This is a genomic window from Tardiphaga robiniae, from assembly GCF_001618955.1.
GTDB classification, from domain to species: Bacteria; Pseudomonadota; Alphaproteobacteria; order Rhizobiales; family Xanthobacteraceae; genus Tardiphaga; species Tardiphaga robiniae_A.
This window is the reverse complement of the sequence record NZ_LVYV01000005.1, coordinates 1-21,602: the sequence shown is the minus strand read 5'-3', so window position 1 is coordinate 21,602 and position 21,602 is coordinate 1. Positions and strand designations below refer to the sequence as shown.

Annotated in this window: 24 protein-coding genes; 9 read left to right on the top strand and 15 right to left on the bottom strand. The window is 62.3% G+C overall.

The window, feature by feature from the left end; translation table 11 throughout:
* Positions 1-9: 9 nt before the first annotated feature.
* A complete protein-coding gene (locus A4A58_RS09035) occupies positions 10-735 on the bottom strand; it encodes a response regulator (protein ID WP_068731154.1) in 726 nt (241 codons plus the stop codon).
* Positions 732-1,298 (bottom strand): MarR family winged helix-turn-helix transcriptional regulator, encoded by a 567-nt coding sequence (locus A4A58_RS09030; protein ID WP_068731153.1) that lies wholly within the window; start codon positions 1,296-1,298, stop codon positions 732-734. Before A4A58_RS09030 ends, A4A58_RS09035 begins: the two co-directional genes overlap by 4 nt.
* 237 nt (positions 1,299-1,535) lie before the next feature.
* Here A4A58_RS09030 and A4A58_RS09025 point away from each other — a divergent pair, with 237 nt between their 5' ends.
* Complete coding sequence (locus A4A58_RS09025; RefSeq protein ID WP_068731152.1) at positions 1,536-2,648, top strand: branched-chain amino acid aminotransferase; 1,113 nt, start codon at positions 1,536-1,538, stop codon at positions 2,646-2,648.
* 62 nt (positions 2,649-2,710) lie between these two features.
* On the opposite strand, the gene A4A58_RS09020 is transcribed toward A4A58_RS09025, so the two are convergent.
* The 6 genes from A4A58_RS09020 to uvrC form a co-directional block, all read right to left on the bottom strand.
* Positions 2,711-4,108, bottom strand: a complete 1,398-nt coding sequence (locus A4A58_RS09020) for an MATE family efflux transporter (protein ID WP_081421787.1) — start codon at positions 4,106-4,108, stop codon at positions 2,711-2,713.
* A gap of 145 nt (positions 4,109-4,253) precedes the next feature.
* Complete coding sequence (gene prmB, locus A4A58_RS09015) at positions 4,254-5,291, bottom strand: 50S ribosomal protein L3 N(5)-glutamine methyltransferase (protein WP_068731151.1); 1,038 nt, start codon at positions 5,289-5,291, stop codon at positions 4,254-4,256.
* On the bottom strand, positions 5,291-5,761 hold the full coding sequence (locus A4A58_RS09010) for a molybdenum cofactor biosynthesis protein MoaE (protein ID WP_068731150.1): 471 nt from the start codon (positions 5,759-5,761) through the stop codon (positions 5,291-5,293). Before A4A58_RS09010 ends, prmB begins: the two co-directional genes overlap by 1 nt.
* Before the next feature lie 24 nt (positions 5,762-5,785).
* Positions 5,786-6,037, bottom strand: coding sequence for a molybdopterin converting factor subunit 1 (moaD, locus tag A4A58_RS09005; protein WP_068731149.1), 252 nt, complete (start codon positions 6,035-6,037; stop codon positions 5,786-5,788).
* A complete protein-coding gene (gene pgsA, locus A4A58_RS09000) occupies positions 6,034-6,645 on the bottom strand; it encodes a CDP-diacylglycerol--glycerol-3-phosphate 3-phosphatidyltransferase (RefSeq protein ID WP_068731148.1) in 612 nt (203 codons plus the stop codon). The genes moaD and pgsA overlap by 4 nt, the downstream gene beginning before the upstream one ends.
* A gap of 121 nt (positions 6,646-6,766) precedes the next feature.
* Positions 6,767-8,860, bottom strand: a complete 2,094-nt coding sequence (gene uvrC / locus A4A58_RS08995) for an excinuclease ABC subunit UvrC (protein WP_068731147.1) — start codon at positions 8,858-8,860, stop codon at positions 6,767-6,769.
* Between the two features lie 317 nt (positions 8,861-9,177).
* Between uvrC and A4A58_RS08990 the strand changes: the two genes are divergently transcribed.
* Positions 9,178-9,798, top strand: a complete 621-nt coding sequence (locus A4A58_RS08990; protein WP_068731146.1) for an outer membrane protein — start codon at positions 9,178-9,180, stop codon at positions 9,796-9,798.
* A 150-nt stretch (positions 9,799-9,948) separates the two neighbouring features.
* Here the strand turns inward: A4A58_RS08990 and A4A58_RS08985 are convergent, their stop codons facing one another.
* From A4A58_RS08985 to A4A58_RS08970, 4 genes are all read right to left on the bottom strand, one after another.
* Positions 9,949-10,164, bottom strand: a complete 216-nt coding sequence (locus A4A58_RS08985) for a cold-shock protein (protein ID WP_068731145.1) — start codon at positions 10,162-10,164, stop codon at positions 9,949-9,951.
* Between the two features lie 253 nt (positions 10,165-10,417).
* Entirely contained in the window at positions 10,418-11,278 is an 861-nt protein-coding gene (locus A4A58_RS08980; RefSeq protein WP_068731144.1) for a 23S rRNA (adenine(2030)-N(6))-methyltransferase RlmJ, read from the bottom strand.
* A 104-nt stretch (positions 11,279-11,382) separates the two neighbouring features.
* Positions 11,383-12,084 (bottom strand): ribonuclease T2 family protein, encoded by a 702-nt coding sequence (locus A4A58_RS08975; RefSeq protein WP_068731143.1) that lies wholly within the window; start codon positions 12,082-12,084, stop codon positions 11,383-11,385.
* Positions 12,085-12,170: 86 nt separating this feature from the next.
* Positions 12,171-12,641, bottom strand: coding sequence for a hypothetical protein (locus A4A58_RS08970; RefSeq protein ID WP_068731142.1), 471 nt, complete (start codon positions 12,639-12,641; stop codon positions 12,171-12,173).
* Positions 12,642-12,808: 167 nt separating this feature from the next.
* Between A4A58_RS08970 and A4A58_RS08965 the strand changes: the two genes are divergently transcribed.
* The 3 genes from A4A58_RS08965 (at position 12,809) to A4A58_RS08955 (ending at position 14,603) form a co-directional block, all read left to right on the top strand.
* The gene (locus A4A58_RS08965) at positions 12,809-13,102 is read left to right on the top strand and encodes a hypothetical protein (RefSeq protein ID WP_068731365.1); all 294 of its coding nucleotides are present in this window, start codon (positions 12,809-12,811) and stop codon (positions 13,100-13,102) included.
* 101 nt (positions 13,103-13,203) lie between these two features.
* Complete coding sequence (locus A4A58_RS08960; protein WP_433993618.1) at positions 13,204-13,695, top strand: DUF3617 domain-containing protein; 492 nt, start codon at positions 13,204-13,206, stop codon at positions 13,693-13,695.
* A gap of 116 nt (positions 13,696-13,811) precedes the next feature.
* Positions 13,812-14,603, top strand: a complete 792-nt coding sequence (locus A4A58_RS08955; protein WP_068731141.1) for a thioesterase family protein — start codon at positions 13,812-13,814, stop codon at positions 14,601-14,603.
* Between the two features lie 4 nt (positions 14,604-14,607).
* On the opposite strand, the gene A4A58_RS08950 is transcribed toward A4A58_RS08955, so the two are convergent.
* Positions 14,608-14,811: a tautomerase family protein gene (locus tag A4A58_RS08950; protein ID WP_068731140.1), complete on the bottom strand. Its 204-nt coding sequence runs from the start codon at positions 14,809-14,811 to the stop codon at positions 14,608-14,610.
* A gap of 39 nt (positions 14,812-14,850) precedes the next feature.
* Entirely contained in the window at positions 14,851-16,413 is a 1,563-nt protein-coding gene (gene hisS, locus A4A58_RS08945) for a histidine--tRNA ligase (protein ID WP_068731139.1), read from the bottom strand.
* 185 nt (positions 16,414-16,598) lie between these two features.
* Here hisS and A4A58_RS08940 point away from each other — a divergent pair, with 185 nt between their 5' ends.
* From A4A58_RS08940 to A4A58_RS08925, 4 genes are all read left to right on the top strand, one after another.
* Positions 16,599-17,192, top strand: a complete 594-nt coding sequence (locus A4A58_RS08940) for a hypothetical protein (RefSeq protein WP_068731138.1) — start codon at positions 16,599-16,601, stop codon at positions 17,190-17,192.
* Positions 17,192-18,319: a YihY/virulence factor BrkB family protein gene (locus tag A4A58_RS08935; protein ID WP_068731137.1), complete on the top strand. Its 1,128-nt coding sequence runs from the start codon at positions 17,192-17,194 to the stop codon at positions 18,317-18,319. The genes A4A58_RS08940 and A4A58_RS08935 overlap by 1 nt, the downstream gene beginning before the upstream one ends.
* Positions 18,320-18,472: 153 nt before the next feature.
* Positions 18,473-19,948 carry an EAL domain-containing protein gene (locus A4A58_RS08930; RefSeq protein WP_068731136.1) on the top strand — a complete coding sequence of 492 codons (1,476 nt, stop codon included), beginning with the start codon at positions 18,473-18,475 and terminating at the stop codon, positions 19,946-19,948.
* 14 nt (positions 19,949-19,962) lie between these two features.
* Positions 19,963-20,817 carry a TIGR01459 family HAD-type hydrolase gene (locus tag A4A58_RS08925; protein ID WP_068731135.1) on the top strand — a complete coding sequence of 285 codons (855 nt, stop codon included), beginning with the start codon at positions 19,963-19,965 and terminating at the stop codon, positions 20,815-20,817.
* Between the two features lie 499 nt (positions 20,818-21,316).
* Here A4A58_RS08925 and A4A58_RS31255 read toward each other — a convergent pair.
* A partial coding sequence (locus tag A4A58_RS31255) for a hypothetical protein (protein WP_204378172.1) occupies positions 21,317-21,602 on the bottom strand: 286 nt, incomplete at its 5' end.

Genomic DNA, 21,602 nt, shown 5'->3' with positions numbered 1-21,602 from the left:
TTCATCGAACTATGGCGACGCGACGAGACGATAGCCGATGCCACGCACGGCCTGCAGAAACAGCGGATTGGCTGGATCGGTCTCTATCTTCCGGCGCAGGCGATTGATCTGTACGTCCACCGCACGCTCGTTCACGGTGCCACCGCCGCCGGTGAGTTCACCGCGCGGCACGGTCTCGCCGGGCGCTGCAGCCAGCACACGCAGCATGTCACGCTCGCGGTCGGTGAGATGGATGATCTCGTCGCCCTGGCGTAGTTCGCCGCGCACGAGGTGATATATGTAAGGCCCGAATTGCAGCGACTCTGCGCGCTCGACCGGCACCGGCGCACTGCGCTTTAGAATATTCGCGATGCGCAACACCAGTTCGCGCGGCTCGAACGGCTTGGCAACATAGTCGTCGGCGCCGATCTGCAATCCCTCGATCCGGCTCTCGGCTTCGTGCCGCGCCGTCAGCATGATGATCGGCACAGCCGACGACGTCCGAATGAAACGTGCGAGCTCGAAGCCGGTCTCGCCTGGCATCATCACATCGAGGATCAGGAGATCGAAATGGAGCCCGAGCAGCTTGGCGCGCGCTTCCTTGGCGCTCGGCGCCGTGGTGACGCGGTAGCCTTCGCCTGAGAGAAAGCGCGAGAGGAGATCGCGAATACGGCGGTCGTCATCGACCAGCAGCAGATGCGGCGCATCGTCGGCCAATGGCACCGGCATACGTTTGGCGGCCTGAGCTAACATCATGTCTTGTTTGTCCTGCCGTCAGTTTTGGCGGATGCCTGGCCCAAGATGACCTGCAGCACCTTGTCGGGATCATTGCGGTCGATCATCGCCGAGAGAAACCTGCCGATCGCCTCAACTTCGACCGGCGTAAAATCCTTGAGCGCGCGGTTGATGCGATCGGTCTGCAAACCCGCTAGCTGCGCAACGAGAGCTTCACCCTTGGCCGTGGCGAAAAGAAGCCGTTGCCGCCGATCGGCCTCGCCGGATTTCTGAACAATATACCCTTCATCGAGCAATTGCTTGAGGACACGGCCCAGCGACTGCTTCGTGATACGCAAGACATCGAGCAGATCGGCAACCTTCAGGCCGGGATAGCGATGCACGAAGTGAACGACCCGGTGATGGGCGCGCCCGAAGCCGAACTGATCGAGCACATCGTCGGGATCGCCCACAAAGTCGCGATAGGCAAAGAACAACAGCTCGATGATGTCCCAGCGGGGCGGTTTCGCAGGATCGCCGCTGGATTGCCGCTGGATCGTCTCAAGCGATCGTGACGCCGCGTCCTTGGAATTTACGTCAACCATATTGACATATCTTGGGTTCAATCTTACAAAACTGACCATCGCGACGAAATATTAGAACTCTCGCCGCATGGCCCAATAGGGCCGATCTGAGAACCATACCGGACTTCGGCATGGCGCTAAAGCCTGTCCTGGGTCATCTACCGGGGCCGGAAACGCTTTTGCCGTGGGTCCGCTTGACGTAGAACAACATCGACGCTGCCGCCCCCAGGAGCTGCGCCGTAAGCAGGAGTGAGATCCATGGGAGTTTCGTTCGATAAAATCGATGGCGCAGCTTTGTTGAAATTCGACATTCAGCCCGCGGCGAACGCGGTGTCCGAGGCGGACCGCGCAGCAAAGCTCAGGGATCCGGGCTTCGGCCGGGTTTTCACCGATCACATGGCCATCGTCCGCTATAATCAGACCGACGGCTGGCATGGCGCGCGCGTCGAATCCCGCGCGAATTTCCCGCTCGATCCCGCAGCGGCCGTGCTGCATTACGCGCAGGAGATTTTCGAAGGGCTCAAGGCCTATGTGCGTGAAGACGGCGGCGTGAATCTGTTCCGTCCCGATGCCAATGCAAGGCGCTTCCGGAATTCGGCCGATCGTATGGCCATGGCTCCGCTGCCCGAGCCCGTGTTCATCGAAGCGGTCGAGCAACTCGTGCGCATCGACAGCGCCTGGATTCCAGGTGGCGAAGGCAGCCTCTACCTGCGCCCCTTCATGATCGCGAGCGAGATCTTCCTCGGGGTGAAGCCGTCCGCGGAATACATCTTCGCTGTCATCGCCTCGCCGGTCGGCTCCTATTTCAAGGGGGGACCCGCCCCGGTGTCGATCTGGGTGTCAGAGAACTACACACGCGCCGCGATCGGCGGCACCGGCGCCGTCAAATGCGGCGGCAACTACGCCGCGAGCCTGCGCGCGCAGGCGGAAGCCAGCGATCACGGCTGCGATCAGGTCGTGTTCCTCGATGCGGTCGAGCGCCGCTACATCGAAGAACTCGGCGGCATGAACATTTTCTTCGTGTTCGAGGACGGTTCGCTGCTGACACCGCCGCTCGGCACGATTCTGCCAGGCATCACCCGCGATTCGATCATCGCATTGGCGAAGGATAAGGGCACGCAGGTGCGTGAAGAGGCCTACACGCTCGACCAGTGGCGTGCCGACGCTGCCAGCGGCAAGCTGAAAGAGGCCTTTGCCTGCGGCACGGCAGCGGTCATCTCGCCGATCGGCCAGGTGCGCTCCGCGAGCGGTGATTTTACCATCAATGGCGGCACGGCTGGTCCCGTCACGATGGGGCTGCGCAAACAACTGGTCGATATCCAATACGGTCGCGCACCCGACCCGCACAACTGGATCCGCAAGGTCCTGTAAGCCCACGCGCCTGAAGACAACAAATGCCGCAGCCTTTCGAGGCTGCGGCATTTTTATTTGGCTCAAGTCGCCGGCACGAGCCCGAGTTGCTCGCGCCGAGTCCAACGCCAAAGCATGACCGGTGCGACGACCGCCAGACCCGCTGCCAGCCCGATCCAGATGCCGACGCCGCCGAAGCCCAGCTTGAATGCGAATAGCAGGCTGAGACCCATGCCGAAGCCCCAATAGCCCAATGCGGCAAAGATCATCGGCACGCGCGTATCCTGCAATCCGCGCAGCATCCCTGCAGCCACCGACTGCGCGCCGTCCGCAATCTGGAACACCGCCGCGCAAAACAGAAACGACATTGCCGTATCGATGACGACGGCATTGGCGGGATTGCCCAGATCGATGAAGGCGCCAATCAGGACACGCGGCGCAACCAGCAACAGCATGCTCATCGACGCCATGAATGCCACCGCAAGGCCGAATGCAGTCCATCCTGCTCGCGTGATGCCATCGCGATCCACGGCGCCTTTGGCCAATCCAACGCGGACGGTTGCCGCCTGGCTCAGTCCCATTGGCACCATGAAGGAGATCGATGCGATCTGGATTGCAATCGCATGCGCCGCGATGGCGGCCGTTCCAAACTGCCCCATCAGGAACACTGCCGCATTGAAGACGGTAATTTCGAATGCGAGCGTCGCGCCGATCGGAAAACCGATGCGCCATAGCTTTGCGAGGCGCGGCCAGTCGGCACGCCACCAGTTGCCGAACAGATGATAGCGCCGAAACTTCGGATGCAATGCGACGACGAGCGCAAAGACTGCGAACAGAAAGATGTTCGACAGCGTGGTCGCAAGACCGGAGCCGCGCAAACCCATCTCCGGAAACCCGAGATGACCGAACACCAGCACCCAGTTGGCGGCAGCATTGAACAGAATGGTCACGCCCGTCACCACCAGCGCCCAGAGCGGACGTTGCACGGCAGCGACAAAGGAGCGCAGCACAATGAACCCGAGCGCGGGCAGGAAACCCCATTGCAACATATGCATGAAGGTTTGCGCATCGGCAGCCGCCTGCGCCTCCTGACCGAACCGCAACAGGATCGCTTCGGTGTGCCAGAGAATGATCCATGCCGGCACCGAGACGATCAGCGCCGTCCACAAACCCTGCCGGAATGTTCGCCGGACATCTCGCACCGCATGCAACTTGCGACCGATCGCTTCCGCCATCATCGGCGATGTCGCAGTGACGAGGCCGATGGCGAAGATCAGAATCGCGAAATAGACATTCACACCCAGCGCCGACGCAGCCAGAGCCTCCGCACTCACACGGCCGAGTATGATCACGTCAGTCGTCGTGAGTGCGATCTGCGCAAGATTGGTCAGCACCAGCGGCCAGCCAAGCGCCAGCGTCGCTCGCAATTCAGCGAGCCACAGATTGCGCGTTAGCGCTTTCTGATCGACAGCCAGCAGCATGACATCCTTCAGTCGATTTGAACGTCGCGACGGTAAGAGATGTCGCGTCAAAATCCGTCCGACAACGATGTCGGACATTCACACATCAAAATTCGCGTGAAGATGCCGTGATAAACGCTGCGGGCGTGTTTGGCCAGATGTCCGACTAGCTGGCGCCGCGACCTTGCAGCGCAGCAGCGGACACCCAGAACACCTCGCCTTCGGAGTCTTCGGTGTCCAGCCAGATCAGCGGCAGATCGGGAAAGGCTTCATCGACGTTGGCGCGGCCGCGACCGATTTCACACAACAAACCGCCATGCGGATTCAGATGATCGCCAGCCTGTTCAATGATCTTCCTGACGATGTCGAGCCCGTCATCGCCGCCATCGAAAGCCATCGCGGGTTCGGCCAGGCATTCATCCGGCAAATCCGCCATGCCCTGCGCATCGACATAAGGCGGATTGGTAATGATGAGATCGTAGCGGGTATCGCCAAGCGGTTCGAACAAATCGCCCTTGTAAAGCGTCAGTCGCTCGTCGAGCCCGTAATCGATGACATTGCGCATGGCGACGGCGAGCGCTGCGGGCGACAGATCGACGGCATCGACCTGCGCATTAGGGAACGACTGGCTCGCCAGGATCGCGATGCAGCCAGAACCTGTGCAAAGATCCAGCACGCTTTCGATCTCCATGGGATCGTCAATCAGCGATCCGCCTTCGCCGTCATCACCGCTGAAATGCGAATCCAGCAATTCGCCGATGAAAGACCGCGGCACGATAGTGCGCTCGTCCACATAGAACGGCAGGCCACGCATATAGATCTTGTTGAGCAGATAGGCCGCCGGTTTGCGCGTCGTCACGCGGCGATGAATGATGTCGAGGATCTGCTTGCCTTCAGCCGCAGTCACCCGCGCCATGGCGAAATTCTCGAACTGGTCGGGATGCAGATGCAGGACTTCGCAGACGATGAAGGCGGCTTCGGCCACGGGATCGGTGGTGCCGTGCGCAAAAGAGAGCCGGGCCTCGATGAAACGGCTGGTGGCGTAGCGCACATAATCGAGCAATGTCGCTAGCTCGCCCGGCGCCACCTTCGGCAGGGTCGCAGTCGCGATCTTCTTCATGGAGGTCTTTGCCTTTGCAGAAGCCTTGCTCGCAGATTTCCTGACCGCCTTCTTCGCGGTTGTCTTCACAGTCTTCTTTGCCATCAGTTTTTATCCCAGCGCGCCGCGGCGTCGTCATCGTCGGTCTTCGCAGCAATCCAGCTGCTGCCACCGGCGGTTTCCTCGCGCTTCCAGAACGGAGCATGCGCCTTGAGGTAATCCATCAGAAACTCAGCGGCCTGAAACGCCGCCTGGCGGTGCGCCGACGCGGTCAGCACCACCATGATATTCTCGCCGGGCAGGATGCGGCCGACGCGGTGAACGATCGTCAATCCGGTCAGCGGCCAGCGGTTCATCGCCTCATCAGCATGACGCGCAATCTCTGCCTCGGCCATGCCGGGATAGTGCTCCAGCGTCAGCGCCGTGGTTGCGTCGCCGCTGCCCTCGCTGCCACGGCAGATACCACTGAACGTAACAACTGCGCCGATGTCCGTACGGCTTGCCGTCAGCGCCGCGATTTCGCTGGAAACGTCGAAATCGGCATCCTGGATGCGGATGGTCACGTTGTAGGTCATGAGATCAACGCAGTCGTTGGTAAATCAGCCGCCGGTCATCGGCGGGAAGAATGCAATCTCGCGGGCGCCAGCGATGACGGTGTCGGGCCGCACATGGGTATGGTCGATGGCGGCGCGGATCACCTTCGGCGTTTCGAATGCATAGGCATATTCGTCGCCCCGCGTGCTCAGCCATCCGATCAGATCGCCGACAGTGCGCACGGCCGCCGGCGGCTCGACCGTCTCTTCGGCCTTGCCGATGCGCTCGCGCACCCAGGCGAAGTAGACGACCTTCATGCCTCCTCCGCAATGAGGTGGTGAATGCCAGCCCTGAAATAGTCGTAGCCCGTGTAGATGGTGACAAGCGCGGAAATCCAGAGCAGCAACAGACCGAGCTGTGTCGTGATCGGGATCACCTGATCGCCGGCCTCGCCGGCCAGCAGGAAGCCGATGGCGATCAACTGGGCCGTCGTCTTCCACTTCGCCACTCTGGAGACCGGGACGCTGACACGGAGTGCGGCGAGATATTCACGCAGGCCCGAGACCAGAATTTCGCGGCACAGGATCACGATGGCAGCCCACAGGGTCCAGCCATGGATGATGCCGTCGGCCGCCAGCATCAGCAGGCAGGAGGCCACCAGCAGCTTGTCGGCGATCGGATCGAGCATCCGGCCGAAGGCCGACTGCTGATTCCAGATCCGGGCGTAATAGCCATCGAGAAAATCAGTAACCGCGGCGCCGATGAAGACGGCCAGCGCGACCCAGCGCAGCCATAGCGGGCCATCCATGATCGACTGCGAATAGATGCAGCCTACCACCACCGGAATGGCGGCAATGCGGGCCATGGTCAGGATATTTGGCAGGGACATCGCGGAATTCGCGGCCCGTCTCGTGGTCACTGTCATCCGTCTTACCAATACTGCCAGAGCGCAGAGGTCAACCGCCAGCGAAGCGGCGCGGCTTAGTTTACCGCAAAACTGCCCCAAGGCATGCGACAGCCAGATTACGTCTCGTTCATCTTTGCGATCATCTGGCCCCCGGCTGAGGGTGAAAAAAGTCGAAAATCTTGCGGGCGCTCTCGGCCGAGATGCCGGGAACCTTGCCAAGGTCGCCCACCGAGGCCCGCTCGATCTCTTTTAACGTTCCGAAATGGTGCAGGAGTGCCCGCTTGCGGGTCGGGCCGATTCCCGGGATTTCCTGCAGTCCGGCCTCGCGGATGTCCTTCTTGCGCAGTGTGCGGTGCGATCCGATGACGAACCGATGCGCCTCGTCGCGCAGCCGCTGGATAAAATACAGCACGGGATCGCGCGGCTCCAGCTTGATAGCCTCGCGGCCGGGAATGAACATCGTCTCGCGGCCGGCGTCGCGATCCGGCCCCTTGGCCACCGCCATCAGGGTCACATCGGTCAGCTTCAGCTCGTCGAAGATCTCCTTGACCGCATTAAGCTGGCCGCGACCGCCATCGATGATGACGAGATCGGGCCATAGCGGCACGTCATCGTCTTTCGGCTTGGCCACCTCGCCCTCAACCGGCGGTGCCAGCAGCCGCTTGAAACGGCGCTGCAGCACCTCCTTCATCATCCCGTAGTCGTCACCGGGCGTGAGCCCTTCGGACTTGATGTTGAACTTGCGGTACTGGTTCTTGATGAAGCCATCCGGCCCCGCCACGATCATTGCGCCGACCGCGTTGGTGCCCTGGATATGGCTGTTGTCATAGACTTCGATGCGCTTCGGCACGGTGGCCATGCCCGCCATCTTCGACATACCTTCCAAGAGACGCGTCTGCGTCGCCGTGTCGGCGAGCTTGCGGCCGAGCGCCTCGCGGGCATTGGTCAGCGCGTGGAGGACCAGCTCTTTCTTCTCGCCGCGCTGCGGTGTCAGCACCTCGACCTTGAAACCAGCCTTGACGCTGAGCGCGCTGGCCAGCAGCTCGCTTTCCTCGATGGCGTGTGACAGCAGCACCATCTTCGGCGGCGGCTTGTCCTCGTAGAACTGCGCGAGGAATGAGCCCAGCACTTCCTCGGACGTGTAGGATTTCTCCGCGCGCGGGAAATAAGCCCGGTTGCCCCAGTTCTGGCCGGTGCGGAAGAAGAACACCTCGACGCAGGAATAGCCGCCCTCCTGATGGATGGCGAAGACGTCGGCCTCCTCCACGGTGCGCGGATTGATGCCCTGCTGCGACTGGATTGCCGAGAGTGCCGCCAGACGGTCGCGATACAGCGCCGCCCGCTCGAAGGCGAGTTCGTCCGACGCCTTCTCCATTTCGCCGGCCAGCAGTTGCTTCACGGCGCGGCTGCGGCCGGACAGGAAGTCCTTCGCCTCGCGCACCAGTTCGGTATAGCCGGGAAAATCGATCTCGCTTGTGCAGGGGCCCGAGCAGCGGCGGATTTGATACAGCAGACAGGGCCGCGTGCGGCTCTCGAAAAATGAATCCGTGCACGACCGCACCAGAAACGCGCGCTGCAGCGCCGTGATGGTCCGATTGACCGCACCGACCGATGCGAACGGACCGAAATAGCGGCCGGGCCGCGATTGCGCGCCACGATGCTTCAGAATCTGGGGTGCCCAGTGATCGCCCGAGATCAGAATATACGGAAAGGACTTGTCGTCGCGGAGCTGCACGTTGAATCGCGGACGCAGCTGCTTGATGAGATTGGCCTCAAGCAACAGCGCCTCAGTCTCGGTCGCGGTCGAGATGATCTCCACCACCACCGTGGCCGCGATCATGCGGGCGATGCGCATCACCTGCCCGGTCGGCCTTGCATAGGACGACAGCCGCTTCTTCACATTCTTGGCCTTGCCGACATACAGCACGTCGTTGGCCGCATTCAGCATCCGGTAGACGCCCGGCGATGTCGGCGCATGGCGCACGGCATGTTCGATGGCCGCACGGCCGATCGCCAGCGGGCCCTCGGCGACCACGTCGCCGAAATCGTCATCGGCAGCATCCGGGAGCGCGCCGTCTTCCTCGTCGTCGGCCGCCGCGGGTTCCGGTTCGAGATCGGGTGGCGCCTGCAGGGTCGACTGGATGCCCTGTCCGAAACTAGGGCCGTCGGAACCTGGCTCTGCCGCGGGCTCAGATGGCGTCTCGTGCAGCGGCTCGGTGGGGTCTTGAATCATGAGCCCAATTTAGGCGCTGCGGCGGGTCATCGCCAGCATCCGACCGACCCGAATGCCCATGCGACAGCCGGTTTCCCAGGTGTTTGCAGCAAGCCACAGGATTTTAGCTGTCCACGCGGGAAATTCGCGGATCGTCAAAAGTAAGACTCTTTTAACGCCAATACGGCGCCGCTGAGGGCCGTTAAGGACCGCTTAATCTAAAACTCTCGATAAATCGTCTCGATAAATGATGGAATTCCGTAACCCTAAGGCTTCGTTCGGCAGATTCCGAGCGCGCTCCCATGGGCCGGCAGTAACGCGTATTTTGGAGAGTTGAGATGAGTAAGTTTGCGTTCGCAGCAGTCGCCCTCGTGGCTGCAGGTGCGACAACAGCACATGCGGCGGACATGCCTTACCGTTCGCGCGCCCCCTATACCGTCGCCCAGCCGCTCAACGCCTATAGCTGGGCCGGCCCGTATCTCGGCGCCACTCTCGGTTACGAATGGGGCAGCGTCTCCAACACCGGCGCGAAGCCCTCGGGCATCGCCGGCGGCGTGACCGGCGGTTACAACTGGCAGAGCGGCAACATCGTGTTCGGTCTCGAAGGTGATCTGCAGGGCACCGGCGCCGATGACCGCTTTGCCACCTACAAGTTCTCGAACCCCTGGTTCGGCACCGCGCGCGGTCGCATCGGCTACGCCTTCAACAACGTACTGCTCTACGGCACCGCCGGCCTCTCCTTTGGCAGCCTGGAAGCCGAGTTGAACGGCCTGCAGCAGTCGCAGACTTCGGTCGGCTGGACCGCGGGTGTCGGCGCGGAAGTCGGCATCTACCAGAACTGGACCGCCAAGATCGAATATCTCTATGTCGATCTGTCCAAGAACACCTACACGCTCACCGGCACCGACAGCGCGCTCAGCTTCGGCACCGTACGCATCGGCGTGAACTATCACTTCTAAGTCCGGCTCCGGACGCTTCGCGTCCGGACCTCTGCTCAAGTACTTCGTCTCCAGATACGTCGACTCCAAGTACAAGAAACCATCGTCATCCACTCCCGGCCGCGCTGCGGCCGGGATTTTTTATGGCCCACTCCCAAGCTGGATCCGCCGCTATCCTGTGATGACCAGATTGACCGCTTTGGGGCCCTTGCCCTTCTTGTCGGGCTCGACCTCGAAGGTGATCCGCTGTCCTTCGATCAGGTCCTTCAGGCCAGCGCGCTCGACTGCGGTAATGTGCACAAACACGTCCCGTCCGCCATCGTCCGGCTTGATGAAGCCGTAGCCTCGCTCGCCATTGAAAAACTTGACCGTACCGCTCATGCCCATCGGGTCCCTCCCCGCAATGCTCCGCCGCGGCGCTTTCGCGCTGCGACCGACCGGACATTCACTCCACGGAAGCTAGGCCTTGTTTCAATATCGATTTGGGCCACGTCACTCCGCCGCAACCATTCGCGGAAGCGGAACGTAAAGCCAGTCATAATGACAACAGCTTAATACGGTTCCGCCGGGATTGACTACCGTTTTTGGCGGCGCCGTTTGATAGTTGGAGTTTGCGTAGTTCGGCGCAGGCCGTGCGACGTCAGGGTTTGGCCGTTTCGAGCCGGAAGCGTCCGGCGCCGCCAAGGCCAAGCGGCTTCTCGAGCTGCGGCAGGATTTCCTTGAGCTCGGCGGCGAGCTTCCACGGCGGATTGACAATCAAAAGTCCGGTCGAGGTCAGCGGGCCATCCGCCGTTTGCGGTGCAACGCTGAATTCGAGGCGTAGACATCTACCGGGCGTTGCGGATGCAGCAGCCGTCGCCGCGACATGCTGCGCCAGTTCATCGGTCGCGCGCCGGCTTTTGGCGGGATACCACAGCATGTAAATGCCGGTCGCCCATTTGGCGTAGACCTGCTCGAACACTGCAGCCATCCGCGCGAACTCGTTCTTGTCTTCGTAGGGCGGATCGATCAGCACCACACCGCGTCGTTCCTTTGGTGGCACATAGGCCGGCAGACCGACCCAGCCATCGATATCGACGACGCGCGCCTGCTCGTCCCTGCGCAGCGCCGAGATCAGCTTCTTGCGCGCCTGCGGTTCGACCTCGCAGCACACCATGCTGTCCTGCGGCCGCAGCAAGGCGCGGGCGATCAGCGGCGAGCCGGGATAGGCTTTGAGTTCGCGCAGCGCATTGAATGACCGGACGATGTCGAGATAGGGCGCGACCAGCGGCGCACTGGATTCCGTGAAGCGCGCCTGCAGCGCACGGGCAATGCCGGTGGTCCACTCGCCCGAGCGCGTGGCCTCGTCGCCGGTCAGGTCATAGAGCCCGGCGCCGGCATGGCTGTCGATGACGCGGAACGGCGCCGGCTTCTCCTGCAGATGGGTCAGGATGCGGACCAGCACGATGTGCTTGATGACATCGGCAAAGTTGCCGGCGTGGAAGGCGTGTCGATAATTCATGCGCCAGCAGTACGCTACGATGGCTCACACCGCAAAAGTTTAGACGTCTATCTGCCCGTATTCCGGTCGCAAAACCGGTATTCACTTTGCGGAATACGCGCTGGCTAGCCGCCTCGCATCGGCGGCATCACCACCTGATCGCGGCGGCAGGCGCGGCGGTCAATCTCCTCGCAGGCGCGGAACTGGAGATCCTTGCTCATGCAGACCCGGACCTCGGTCAGGCGGTTACGATCGCAGGTCACGGCGATGGCCGAATTGCTGAGGCCCGGATTGACCTTGATGAAGGCTTCCTCGATTGCGTCCGGCGCAATTGTCTTGGCCTGCTGCAGATCGAGAAACTCGTCGGGAATTTTAACCCCGGCGCGCGCCTTGCGGATGGCTTCGAAATAACCGCGCTGGCCGAGGCCGGAGCAGGTGCCGTGCTTGTCCCACTCACTGAAGATCAGGCCGGGCGCCGGCATCAGGTCGAGCATCGACTGCATGATATTGCGTGCCAGCCGCGGGGCCGGACGCTCGCAGTAATTCGGGAAGCCGCGGTCGTACTGTGGCCAAAGCCCATGCACCACGAAGGAGTAAGGCCGGCCGCCGCATTGCATCTGGGCCGAGCGGTTGTTGCCGCCGCGCTCCTGAGCCGCCTCGCAGAAACTCGGCGACCATGACAGCGACAGCACGTAGAAATCGAATTCGCCGGGCGCATTCTGCCGGCGGTCCTGCGCAGAGGCCGGATTGGCCGTCAGCGCAGCAAGCGCCAGAAACGCGAGCGACAAAAACCTTCGCGAAACGACAAATCGAAGTGCCTGAAACATGACGCGCCCCACCCCTGAGAAGGGCAAGCCTAGTCAGGCATCAAGAACAATTCAAGAACAAAATTGTTTAGGTCGGCGAACGAAGCTCAGCGCTTCGCCGCCCGGCAGCGCGGGTTGTAGGCCCAGTCGCGGTCGAGGCCGACGACGCACCATTCGACGCCCTGGCCATAACCGGCAAAGCCGCCATCCTCGATGATCGAGTAATGCACCTGGCGCATCTTGCCGTCGGTCAGCATCGCATCGGCGGTGCAGTAGCGGCGCGGAATGTTGTCGGACTGCCAAGGACGGAAGGCGGTCTCATGAACACGGCTGAAGCCGGTGATCTGCAGCGCCGAATTCCAGAAGGTGCTTTCCTTGTCCTGGAACTGCGACGAAATCGTCGAGAGACCAGCTTCGCAATCCGCCAGACGGCCCTCGTAGTTCGGCCCGGACAGCCAGAAGTTCAGCTCCAGCAGGTTCGCAGCCTGAGCGCCCGGAGCCAGGGTCATAAGCCCGAGAACGGCGCCGGTAACGGCAGCCAGGACGGCTTTCTTCCAGGATGAGATGAGGTCGCGCATGGGGAATCCGCCGTCTGATGATTGTTCCCGGAACGTGCCGCGAAGCCCGTGCAGGGTCAAGTGCATCGCGGCCACACCCGGCGCACAACTCCGTCAGAACCTTGACGGCGTTCTTTTCAGCGTCGCCGATGCCCTCTAAGGTGCCCATAACGACGATGGAGACGGTGATGCGAATGATTCGGTTGGCGATTTTGGCTGCAGGTCTGAGCGGTGCGATCATGAGCAGCGCGGCCAAGGCCGACTGGGTGCCGCCATTCAAGGGCAATGACACCGGCGGTATCATCTCCACATCCCTGATCAGCCAGACCGATATTCGCGCCCTGGCGATCGACCATTGCGCGCGTTACGGCAAGGTCGTGAAATTCCTGAGCGCACCGCAGGAATATGGCGCCTACGTCTCGTTCGCCTGCCGCTGGGTGCCTTATGGCGCCTCGGATCGGCCGCTCCGCGTTCGCTACTGAACCTTTTTACGCGACACAGCGTCTCATCGGCTTGGAGAGAACCAGGCATGATGCGACGCTATGTTTCATTGTTGAATATTTCCGTTTTGAGCGCCACTGCGATGTTGTGGGCAGTACCCGCTATCGCCGATCCCATCGAGTTGCCAGCACGCAAGGCCGGGCTCTGGGAAATGAAGATGCAGGGCAGCGCCGGGATGCCCGGCATGACGATGCAGCACTGCACTGATGAGTCCACCGACAAGTCCATGAACACGACCTTCTCGCCGATGGCGAAGGACATGTGTTCGAAGAACGAGATGAAGAAGACCGCGACAGGCTATGTCACGGATTCGGTCTGCAATATCGGCGGCACCACAAGCACGTCGCATGCCGAGATCACCGGCGATTTCAACTCTGCCTATACGATGAAGATCACCTCGCAGAATTCGGGCGGCGCCAAGGCCAATACTGGCGACAGCACCACGCAGCTGGAAGCCAAATGGCTCGGCGCCTGCAAGCCGGACCAGAAGCCCGGCGACATCATGATGCCCGGCGGCATGAAGATGAATGTCAAGGACATGGAGAAGATGAAGGGCATGCACCGGCCGCAATAGAGCCGCAGGCCCGCTGACTCGATGTTTTCCACCGCTGCGTTCTCCGCTATAGATGATGGTAATCATCCCAATGGCGTGCGCAACGCCGGCGACAGGAAACTCCAAAGGGCAGCTCCATGACTGAATTCACCGCACTGATGTCGTCCATGACCCGCTCCGGCGACGGCTGGGCCGTCAGCGTCAGCGACGACTGGCTACAGGGCCGTACCATCTATGGCGGTCTGGCCGCGGCACTGTGCATGCAGGCTGCACTCAATGAATTCGGCGCCGTGCCGCCGCTTCGCTCGGCGCAGATCGCCTTCGTCGGCCCGGCCCCCGGTCCATTGCAGTTGCGCGCCAGCGTTCTGCGCAAGGGCAAATCGACACTGTTCGCCAGCGTCGATCTTGTCGGCGAAGCAGGCCTCGCGACCCGCGCCATGTTCTGCTTCGGCGCCGCGCGTGAATCGGCTTTTGCCCATGTGGAGACCGGGACGCCGGAACTGAAAGCACCGGAGCATTGCCCGGACTTCTTTCGCCGTGCGCCGCCGACGCTGCGTTTCCTGGAGCATATCGAAGGCCGGCATATGGGGGGCTCGATGCCGTTCAGCGGCAGCGAAGATCCGCAGATGATGCTGTGGCTGCGCCACTGCGAGCCCGGCATCCAGCCGTCGCTGGTGGCGTTGCTGGCCTTGGCCGACGCGCCGCCGCCGGCAGCTTCCGTTCGATCCACAACGCCCTCGCCGATCAGCACGATGACCTGGTCGATCGACATGCTCACCGACGAGATCACCACCGATGACGGCTGGTGGCTGATCCGCAATGTCGCCGAGCAGATCGCCGGCGGTTATTCCAGCCAGGCGATGACGCTGTGGAATCGAAACGGCCGGCCCATCATGGCCAGCCGTCAGAATATCGCAGTGTTTGGATAGACGCTTACTTCTTCGCGGCGGCGGCGCGCTCGACGAAGGTCTGGCCACCCTTCATCTTGTTGTTGAGCGGCGCTTCGTTGATCTGGATGACGACGGCATCGGCGGTGACGCCGAGATTCTTCACCAGCGCCTGGGTGATGTCGAGCATCATGCCCTTCTTCTGCTCGTCGGTGCGGCCTGCCGCCAGGTTGATCGTGATCTCAGGCATTGATGTCTCCCATTGCTCTACCAATTGTTGGCGCGTGGATTAATTCCATTTCACGCCGTGCTTGTCGAGAATCTTGCGGACCGCGCTCACGAGATCGTTTTCCGCAATCTTGGTCTGCGCCTCTGCCTGCTTCTGCAGATAGGCGTCGCGATCCCCTTCCAGATCCGACAGTCCGGCGCCGAGGATCAGATCCTTCAGCATCACTTCGCCGGTCGCCTTTTCGTCGGAGCCTTGAATGATCACACAGGGTGAATTGCGCCGGTCGGCATATTTCAGCTGGTTGCCCATGCTCTTGGGATTGCCAAGATAGAGTTCGGCGCGGATGCCGGCATTGCGCAGGCTCCCGACCATCTTCTGATAATCGGCGACGCGGTCGCGATCGAACACGGTGACGACGACGGGGCCGTAGATGACAGGCTTTGGCTTGTCTTTGTGAATGAGTTCGAGTGCCGCTTGCAGTCGCGACACGCCAATTGAAAACCCCGTCGCCGGCACCGGCTCGCCGCGGAAGCGCGAGACGAGACCATCGTAACGCCCACCGCCGCCGACCGAACCAAAGCGGACGGGACGGCCCTTCTCATCTTTTGCTTCAAGCGTGAGTTCAACTTCATAGACCGGGCCAGTGTAGTATTCGAGGCCGCGGACAATTGAGGGATCAATTAGGATCCGGCCATCTTGGTATCCGGACGCAGAAGTCAAATTAGCGATCTCGATGAGCTCTTTGACACCTTCAGTACCGGTTACTGAAGTCGATAGCAGTTCTAGCAAGTCGCCACTGAATGCAAAATTCCCGAAGCCTCCACGGCTTCGGATTTCAGCGGTACCAATGCTGGTCTTCAAGAATCCCAGAATGACGCTGGCTTGATGATCTGAAAGACCTGCGCCCTTCGTAAAGTCACCCTTGCCTTCCTCGCCGCCGTCCCAGCGCCCCGGCCCGAGCAGTTTTGCAATCTCATCAACCGGAAACTTGTCCATCTTGTCGATAGCCCGCAGTACCGTGAGGCGTCGTCCGGCGTTCTCGTCGCCGCCGAGGCCGATGCTCTCCATCACCCCATCGAGCACCTTGCGGTTGTTGACGCGCACCACATAGCTGCCACGCGGAATGCCGAGCGCTTCCATCGCATCGGCCGCCATCATGCACATTTCGGCATCCGCCGCCGGCGAGCCTGAGCCGACGGTGTCGGCGTCGAACTGCATGAACTGGCGGAAGCGACCGGGGCCCGGCTTCTCGTTGCGATAGACGTAACCTGCACGGTAGCTGCGATATGGCTTCGGCAGCGCGTCCCAGTGTTCGGCGACATAGCGCGCCAGCGGCGCCGTCAGGTCGTAGCGCAGCGAGATCCACTGCTCGTCGTCGTCCTGGAACGAGAACACGCCTTCATTGGGCCGGTCCTGATCGGGCAGGAACTTGCCGAGCGCATCGGTGAATTCCATGGTCGGGGTCTCGACCGGCTCGAAGCCGTAGCGCTCATAGACCTCGCGGATGGTGTCGGTCATCCGCCGGGTCGCGGCGATATCGGCAGGTCCGCGGTCGCCAAGGCCGCGCGGCAGACGCGCGCGCAGTTTCTGGGGTTTTTTGGGCTTTTCAGACTTTTCGCTCATAGCGGCGTGGTACCAGCGCAGGCAGAAACCGGCAAGCGTTCGGCCCCGCGATCACTTGAGGTTGGCCATGCGCGACGCCACAAGGTTCGCCACGGCGGAACCTTCGTCATGCCTCCCCGTTCAATTTCAAATGCCGGCCGCGATACCATTTCAGACATCTGCCGGCGCAGAACGAGGCTTTCAATATGCCACCGCTCGCAAGCGCCCTGGTGCGAACAGGGCTCGCGCTCAAGCTCAATCAGGTCAAGCGCGCCACGTCCTCCTATATCCGTGACCGCAGTGAGCAGACCCAGGGCATCGCGGTCTCTTATGCGGTCGCTGCCGGACTTTATGCTGCTGCAGGCATCTTTCTGATTGCCACCTTGCTGGTCGGCGCCGCCGCGCTGTTTCGCTGGGTCGAACTGCGCTACGGGCTGTTTCAGGCCTTTGGCGCAACCGGCGGATTGCTGCTGGTGCTCGCTGCCCTCTTCGCTGTCCTCGCTGCGAGCCGACTGAAACGCCCGGCGAAACAGTTTCCCAGTCTCGGCAGCCGCTTGCGGGTCGCGATCAATGCGAGCCCCGGCAAACATGAGCAGGTCACATCGGCCGCACCGCGTCGCGCACCCGCGCCGAACGAATTCAGGCCGAGCACACGCTCCGCACAGCCCCTGCCAAACAATGGCCCCGTCAAAGCCGGCCTCGTTCTGGCCGCGACGCTTGCCGGCTGGGCTTTCGCCCGGCGCCGCAGCCTTGCGCAGCCGGCCCCTGTCCGCAGACCCGCGAGCAAAGCGAACGCCTGATGGCCGTCCGCCGATCCGACACGGACAGTCTGCTGCTTGTCGCAGCGACAACCTTTGCCGTGCTCGCGTTGCAGAGCTTTTTCTCGACACGCAATACCGAGAGGTCCGTGGCAGATGAGCCGCAACCGATCGGCGACACCGACGTCCCGCCACCACAGACATTCACCCGCGAACTCGCTCAGCCCGGCCGCGGCCGCCATTCGTCCAGTCCGCTGCAGATTCCATGGACCGGCTGGAAGGACGTGCTGTGGCGCACCTATGAGCAGATCAATGAGGACCGGCTGCTGGCGATTGCGGCCGGCGTCGTATTCTTCGGCCTGCTCGCCGTGTTTCCGGCGATCACTGCGCTGGTCTCCTGCTACGGGTTGTTCGCCGATGCCTCGACGATCTCCGACAATCTGCAGACGCTGGCGTTGATGCTGCCGGATGGCTCGTTCCAGATCGTGCAGGATCAGATCGCGCGCGTGCTCGCCAATGGGCAGGCCAAGCTCGGCCTCACCTTCCTGTTCGGCCTTGCGCTGGCGCTGTGGAGCGCCAATGCCGGCGTGAAGGCCGTGATCGACGCGCTCAATGTCGTTTATGGCGAGCGCGAGAAGCGCAGCTTCATCAAGCTCAATATGCTCTCGCTCACTTTCACCGCCGGTGCCATCGCCGCGCTCCTTCTTATGGTGAGCGCCGTCGTTGCGCTGCCGCTGACGCTGGACCGGATCGGTCTCGCCACCGACAGCAAGACGATCATCAGCCTCTCCCGCTGGCCACTTCTGCTGCTCGTGGTCGTGCTGGCACTCGGCATCCTCTACCGCTTCGGTCCGAGCCGCCCCGGCGCGCGCTGGGAATGGCTCAGCATCGGCACCCTCGCTGCGGCCCTGCTCTGGCTTGCCGGCTCGGCGCTGCTGTCCTGGTACCTGTCCAATTTCGGCAATTACAGCGCTACTTACGGCTCGCTCGGCGCCGCCATCGGCCTGATGATGTGGATGTGGATGTCCGCGATCATCGTTCTGTGCGGGGCCGAGCTGAATTCCGAGATCGAGCACCAGACCGCCGTGGATACCACCGTCGGACCGGGACGACCGATGGGCGCACGTGGCGCCGCCATTGCCGATACGCTCGGCCGCGCCAGCGCCTGAGGTGCAAAAGCACCGGTGGGCAAGTTCTCCCAGCCCTGCTTTCCGAATCAACAATAATGCTAAGGTTGGCCGGGTACTTAGCGCCGGGAGCGCTCGCGGCCGGACCTTTGTCGTGCCGTGCAGGAGTTTGGATGTGAGGATGTTGCGCGCGTTATGATCCGCATCTCCACGATTTTTGTCGGCATTTGCATGGTGCTGGTCTCAGCCTCGCTTGGCCTGGTGCTGTATGCGATCGCCGGCATCAGCGGCTACGAATCGGCCATCGTCGCACTGACTGCGCTGACCGTGATGATCCTCTACAACGCGGTGTCGATGCGCATCAAAGACCGCGCCGAATCCACTGGCCAGATCACCGATCTGTCGCGTGGCACCGCCGACCTCGCCCGGCAGGTCGCCGAGTTCGGCCGCCGGCTCGCCGTGGTCGAGAGCAAGATCGCATCCGCCGGCACAGCCAATCAGGACCGTATCCAGACCGTCGCCGGGGAGATCGGCGAATTGGGTGCGCTGGTGAAGCAACTCGCCACATCGGTCGCCACCCACGAAGACATGCTGACAGCGATGCCTGCGCCGGCGACTGTTTCTGCGGCGATCGCGCCGCCATCGCCACCGGTCAAACCCGTGACCGCTGCCGATGTGCCGCTCGCCGTCGAGGTCGCCGAAGACACCGTGACACCGACGGCACCTGCGATCGTCGTCAGGCCGGAGGCAGCGCCAGCGCGCGATAATGCGCAGTTCACCGCCATGGTGAAGAGTGCCATCGCCGACAACCGTATCGACATCTATCTGCAGCCGATGGTCACGCTGCCGCAGCGCAAGGTGCGCTTCTACGAGGCGATGACCCGGCTGCGCGACGACAAGGATCAGGTGATCACCGCCGATGAGTTCATCGGTCCCGCAGAAGCCGCAGGCCTGATGGGCCAGATCGATCACATCGTGCTGCTGCGCTGCATGCAGGTGCTGCGCCGCCTGATGGTGCGCAACAAGGATGTCGGCGTGTTCTGCAACATGGCTGGCGCGACCCTGTCGAATGCCGAGACCTTCGCGCAATGCATCGACTTCCTCGAAGCCAACCGCGCGCTGGCGCCGTCCTTCGTGCTGGAATTCAAGCAGAACGTGTTCCGCAATCTCGGCCCGATCGAAAGCGAGCATCTCGCCGCCCTCGCCCAGCGCGGCTACCGCTTCTCCATCGATCACGTCACGGATTTGCGGATCGAGCCCCGCGACCTCGCCGATCGCGGCGTGCGCTTTATCAAGGTACCGGCAGCACTCCTGCTCGACCCCAAGCAGACGTCGAATTCCGACATTCACCCCGCCGATCTCTCCGACCTGCTCGGCCGGTTCGGAATCGATCTGATCGCCGAGCGAATCGAGGGCGAACGGGCCGTGGTCGACCTGCTCGACTTCGACGTCCGGTTCGGGCAAGGCTTCCTGTTCGCGGCGCCCCGCCCGCTCAGGCCGGAAACGCCGGCCAATGGCGGTGCGCCAAATCCCTCCGCCAAGGACCCCGCAAAGGCGCCCACCGACCCCAATAGCCTAGCGAGATCCGCCCCAACCACGCCTGCGCGGCCTGAGCCGCCGCGCACCACCGGCAATGCCGCGCTGGCGCGCCGCGCCACCGGCCCGAACTGATCGGCCCTCAATTCATGACCACACTGCGTTTCGTCGAGCGCTTGCGCGACCTCACCGGACATGTCGACATCGTTCTCAGCGACATCTGGGGCGTCGTCCATAACGGCCTTGAGTCGTTCCCCGAAGCCTGCGAGGCGTTGCATACGTTTCGCGCCAATGGCGGCACGGTGATCATGATCACCAATGCGCCGCGCCCCGCCGACTCCGTGCAGCGGCAGCTCCGCAAGCTCGGCGTCGCTGACGACACCTATGACGCCATCGTCTCGTCCGGCGACCTCACGCGCAATTTCGTCGCCGGCCAGCCGGGTCAGGCGATGTATCTGATCGGACCGGACCGCGACAGTTCGATCCATCGCGGCCTCGATGTGAAGCTCACCCCGCTCGAACAGGCCGACTACATCGTCTGCAGCGGATTGTTCGACGACGAGACCGAATCCGCCGACGACTATCGCGACATGATGAGCCAGGCGCTGGCGCGAAAGCTGACGCTCGTATGCGCCAATCCCGACATCATCGTCGAGCGCGGTGACCGCTTGATCTACTGCGCCGGCGCGGTCGCTGAACTCTATCGCGAGATGGGCGGCGAGGTGATCTTCTACGGCAAGCCGCATCGGCCGATCTACGATCAGGCCATGACGCTGGCCAAGGCGAGGCGCGGCAAGGACACGGCGCTGGATCGCGTGCTGGCAATCGGCGATTCCGTGCGCACCGATCTCGCCGGCGCGCATGCCTATGGCATCGACCTGCTGTTCGTCACCCGCGGCATCCATGCCGGCGACTTCGAAGGCATCGAACAGATGGGCGCCGCGGAAGTGAAGGAACTGTTCGGCCATCCACCGAAAGCGCTGATGCGTGAATTGAAGTGGTGAGCTGAGGCGACTTCTCCCTCCCCCGCGCTTGCGTGGGGAGGGTGGCCGGCCAAGGGCCGGTCGGGTGGGGGTAGTATCGCAAGCTCGGAGCCCGCAGAGGCACCCCACCCCGGCCTCGACTTCGTCGATGCTGCGCATCGCCTCGTTTGGCCGACCCTCCCCACTGCGCGGCTTCGCCGCTTGAGGGAGGGATATCGCGACCGCCTGCGCGTCTCAGCTTCTTCAAATATCAAACAGCCACTGCTCTTCAGACATGCGTCATCACCCCCATTGTTTGCGGCGCGGGGGCGCCGTCGTGGTTTGCATTCCCGCCCCCTTGTGAGAGGGCGTGCGGAACGCCAGGTGCCCGTTGCACCCTTGGGCCTGATGCGAATGCGGTCTTCCGCATGGGGTAATGCATCAGGACTTTCGGAGGCGCCGAGCGATTGCCCGACGTTCCGCATGCGGTGTTTTTTCGGTTGCTTGCGCTTCGCCATGGCGAACGATCCGATCACCAAAATTACAGTCCCAAGGCGAAGGGACAGGGTGCCTCAAGCGAGTAAGCCGAACGCGTTTTGACCTGGTCGTCCGTCGCGTGATCTGCAGGTTTTTGCCACCCGAAGGCAAACCGTGCCGCCTGTCCCAGTGGTATCCTGACCACAGACGATCCGGCCTGCCCGAAGACAGCCGTCACCCATGAACCGCGTGACGCCGCATCTCCGGCGTCCACCGCATCCCACCCCGCGAACGTGACGATCGCGATCGCCCCTCTCGGTGGGGCAGGACGAAGGGGAATATAAACCTTA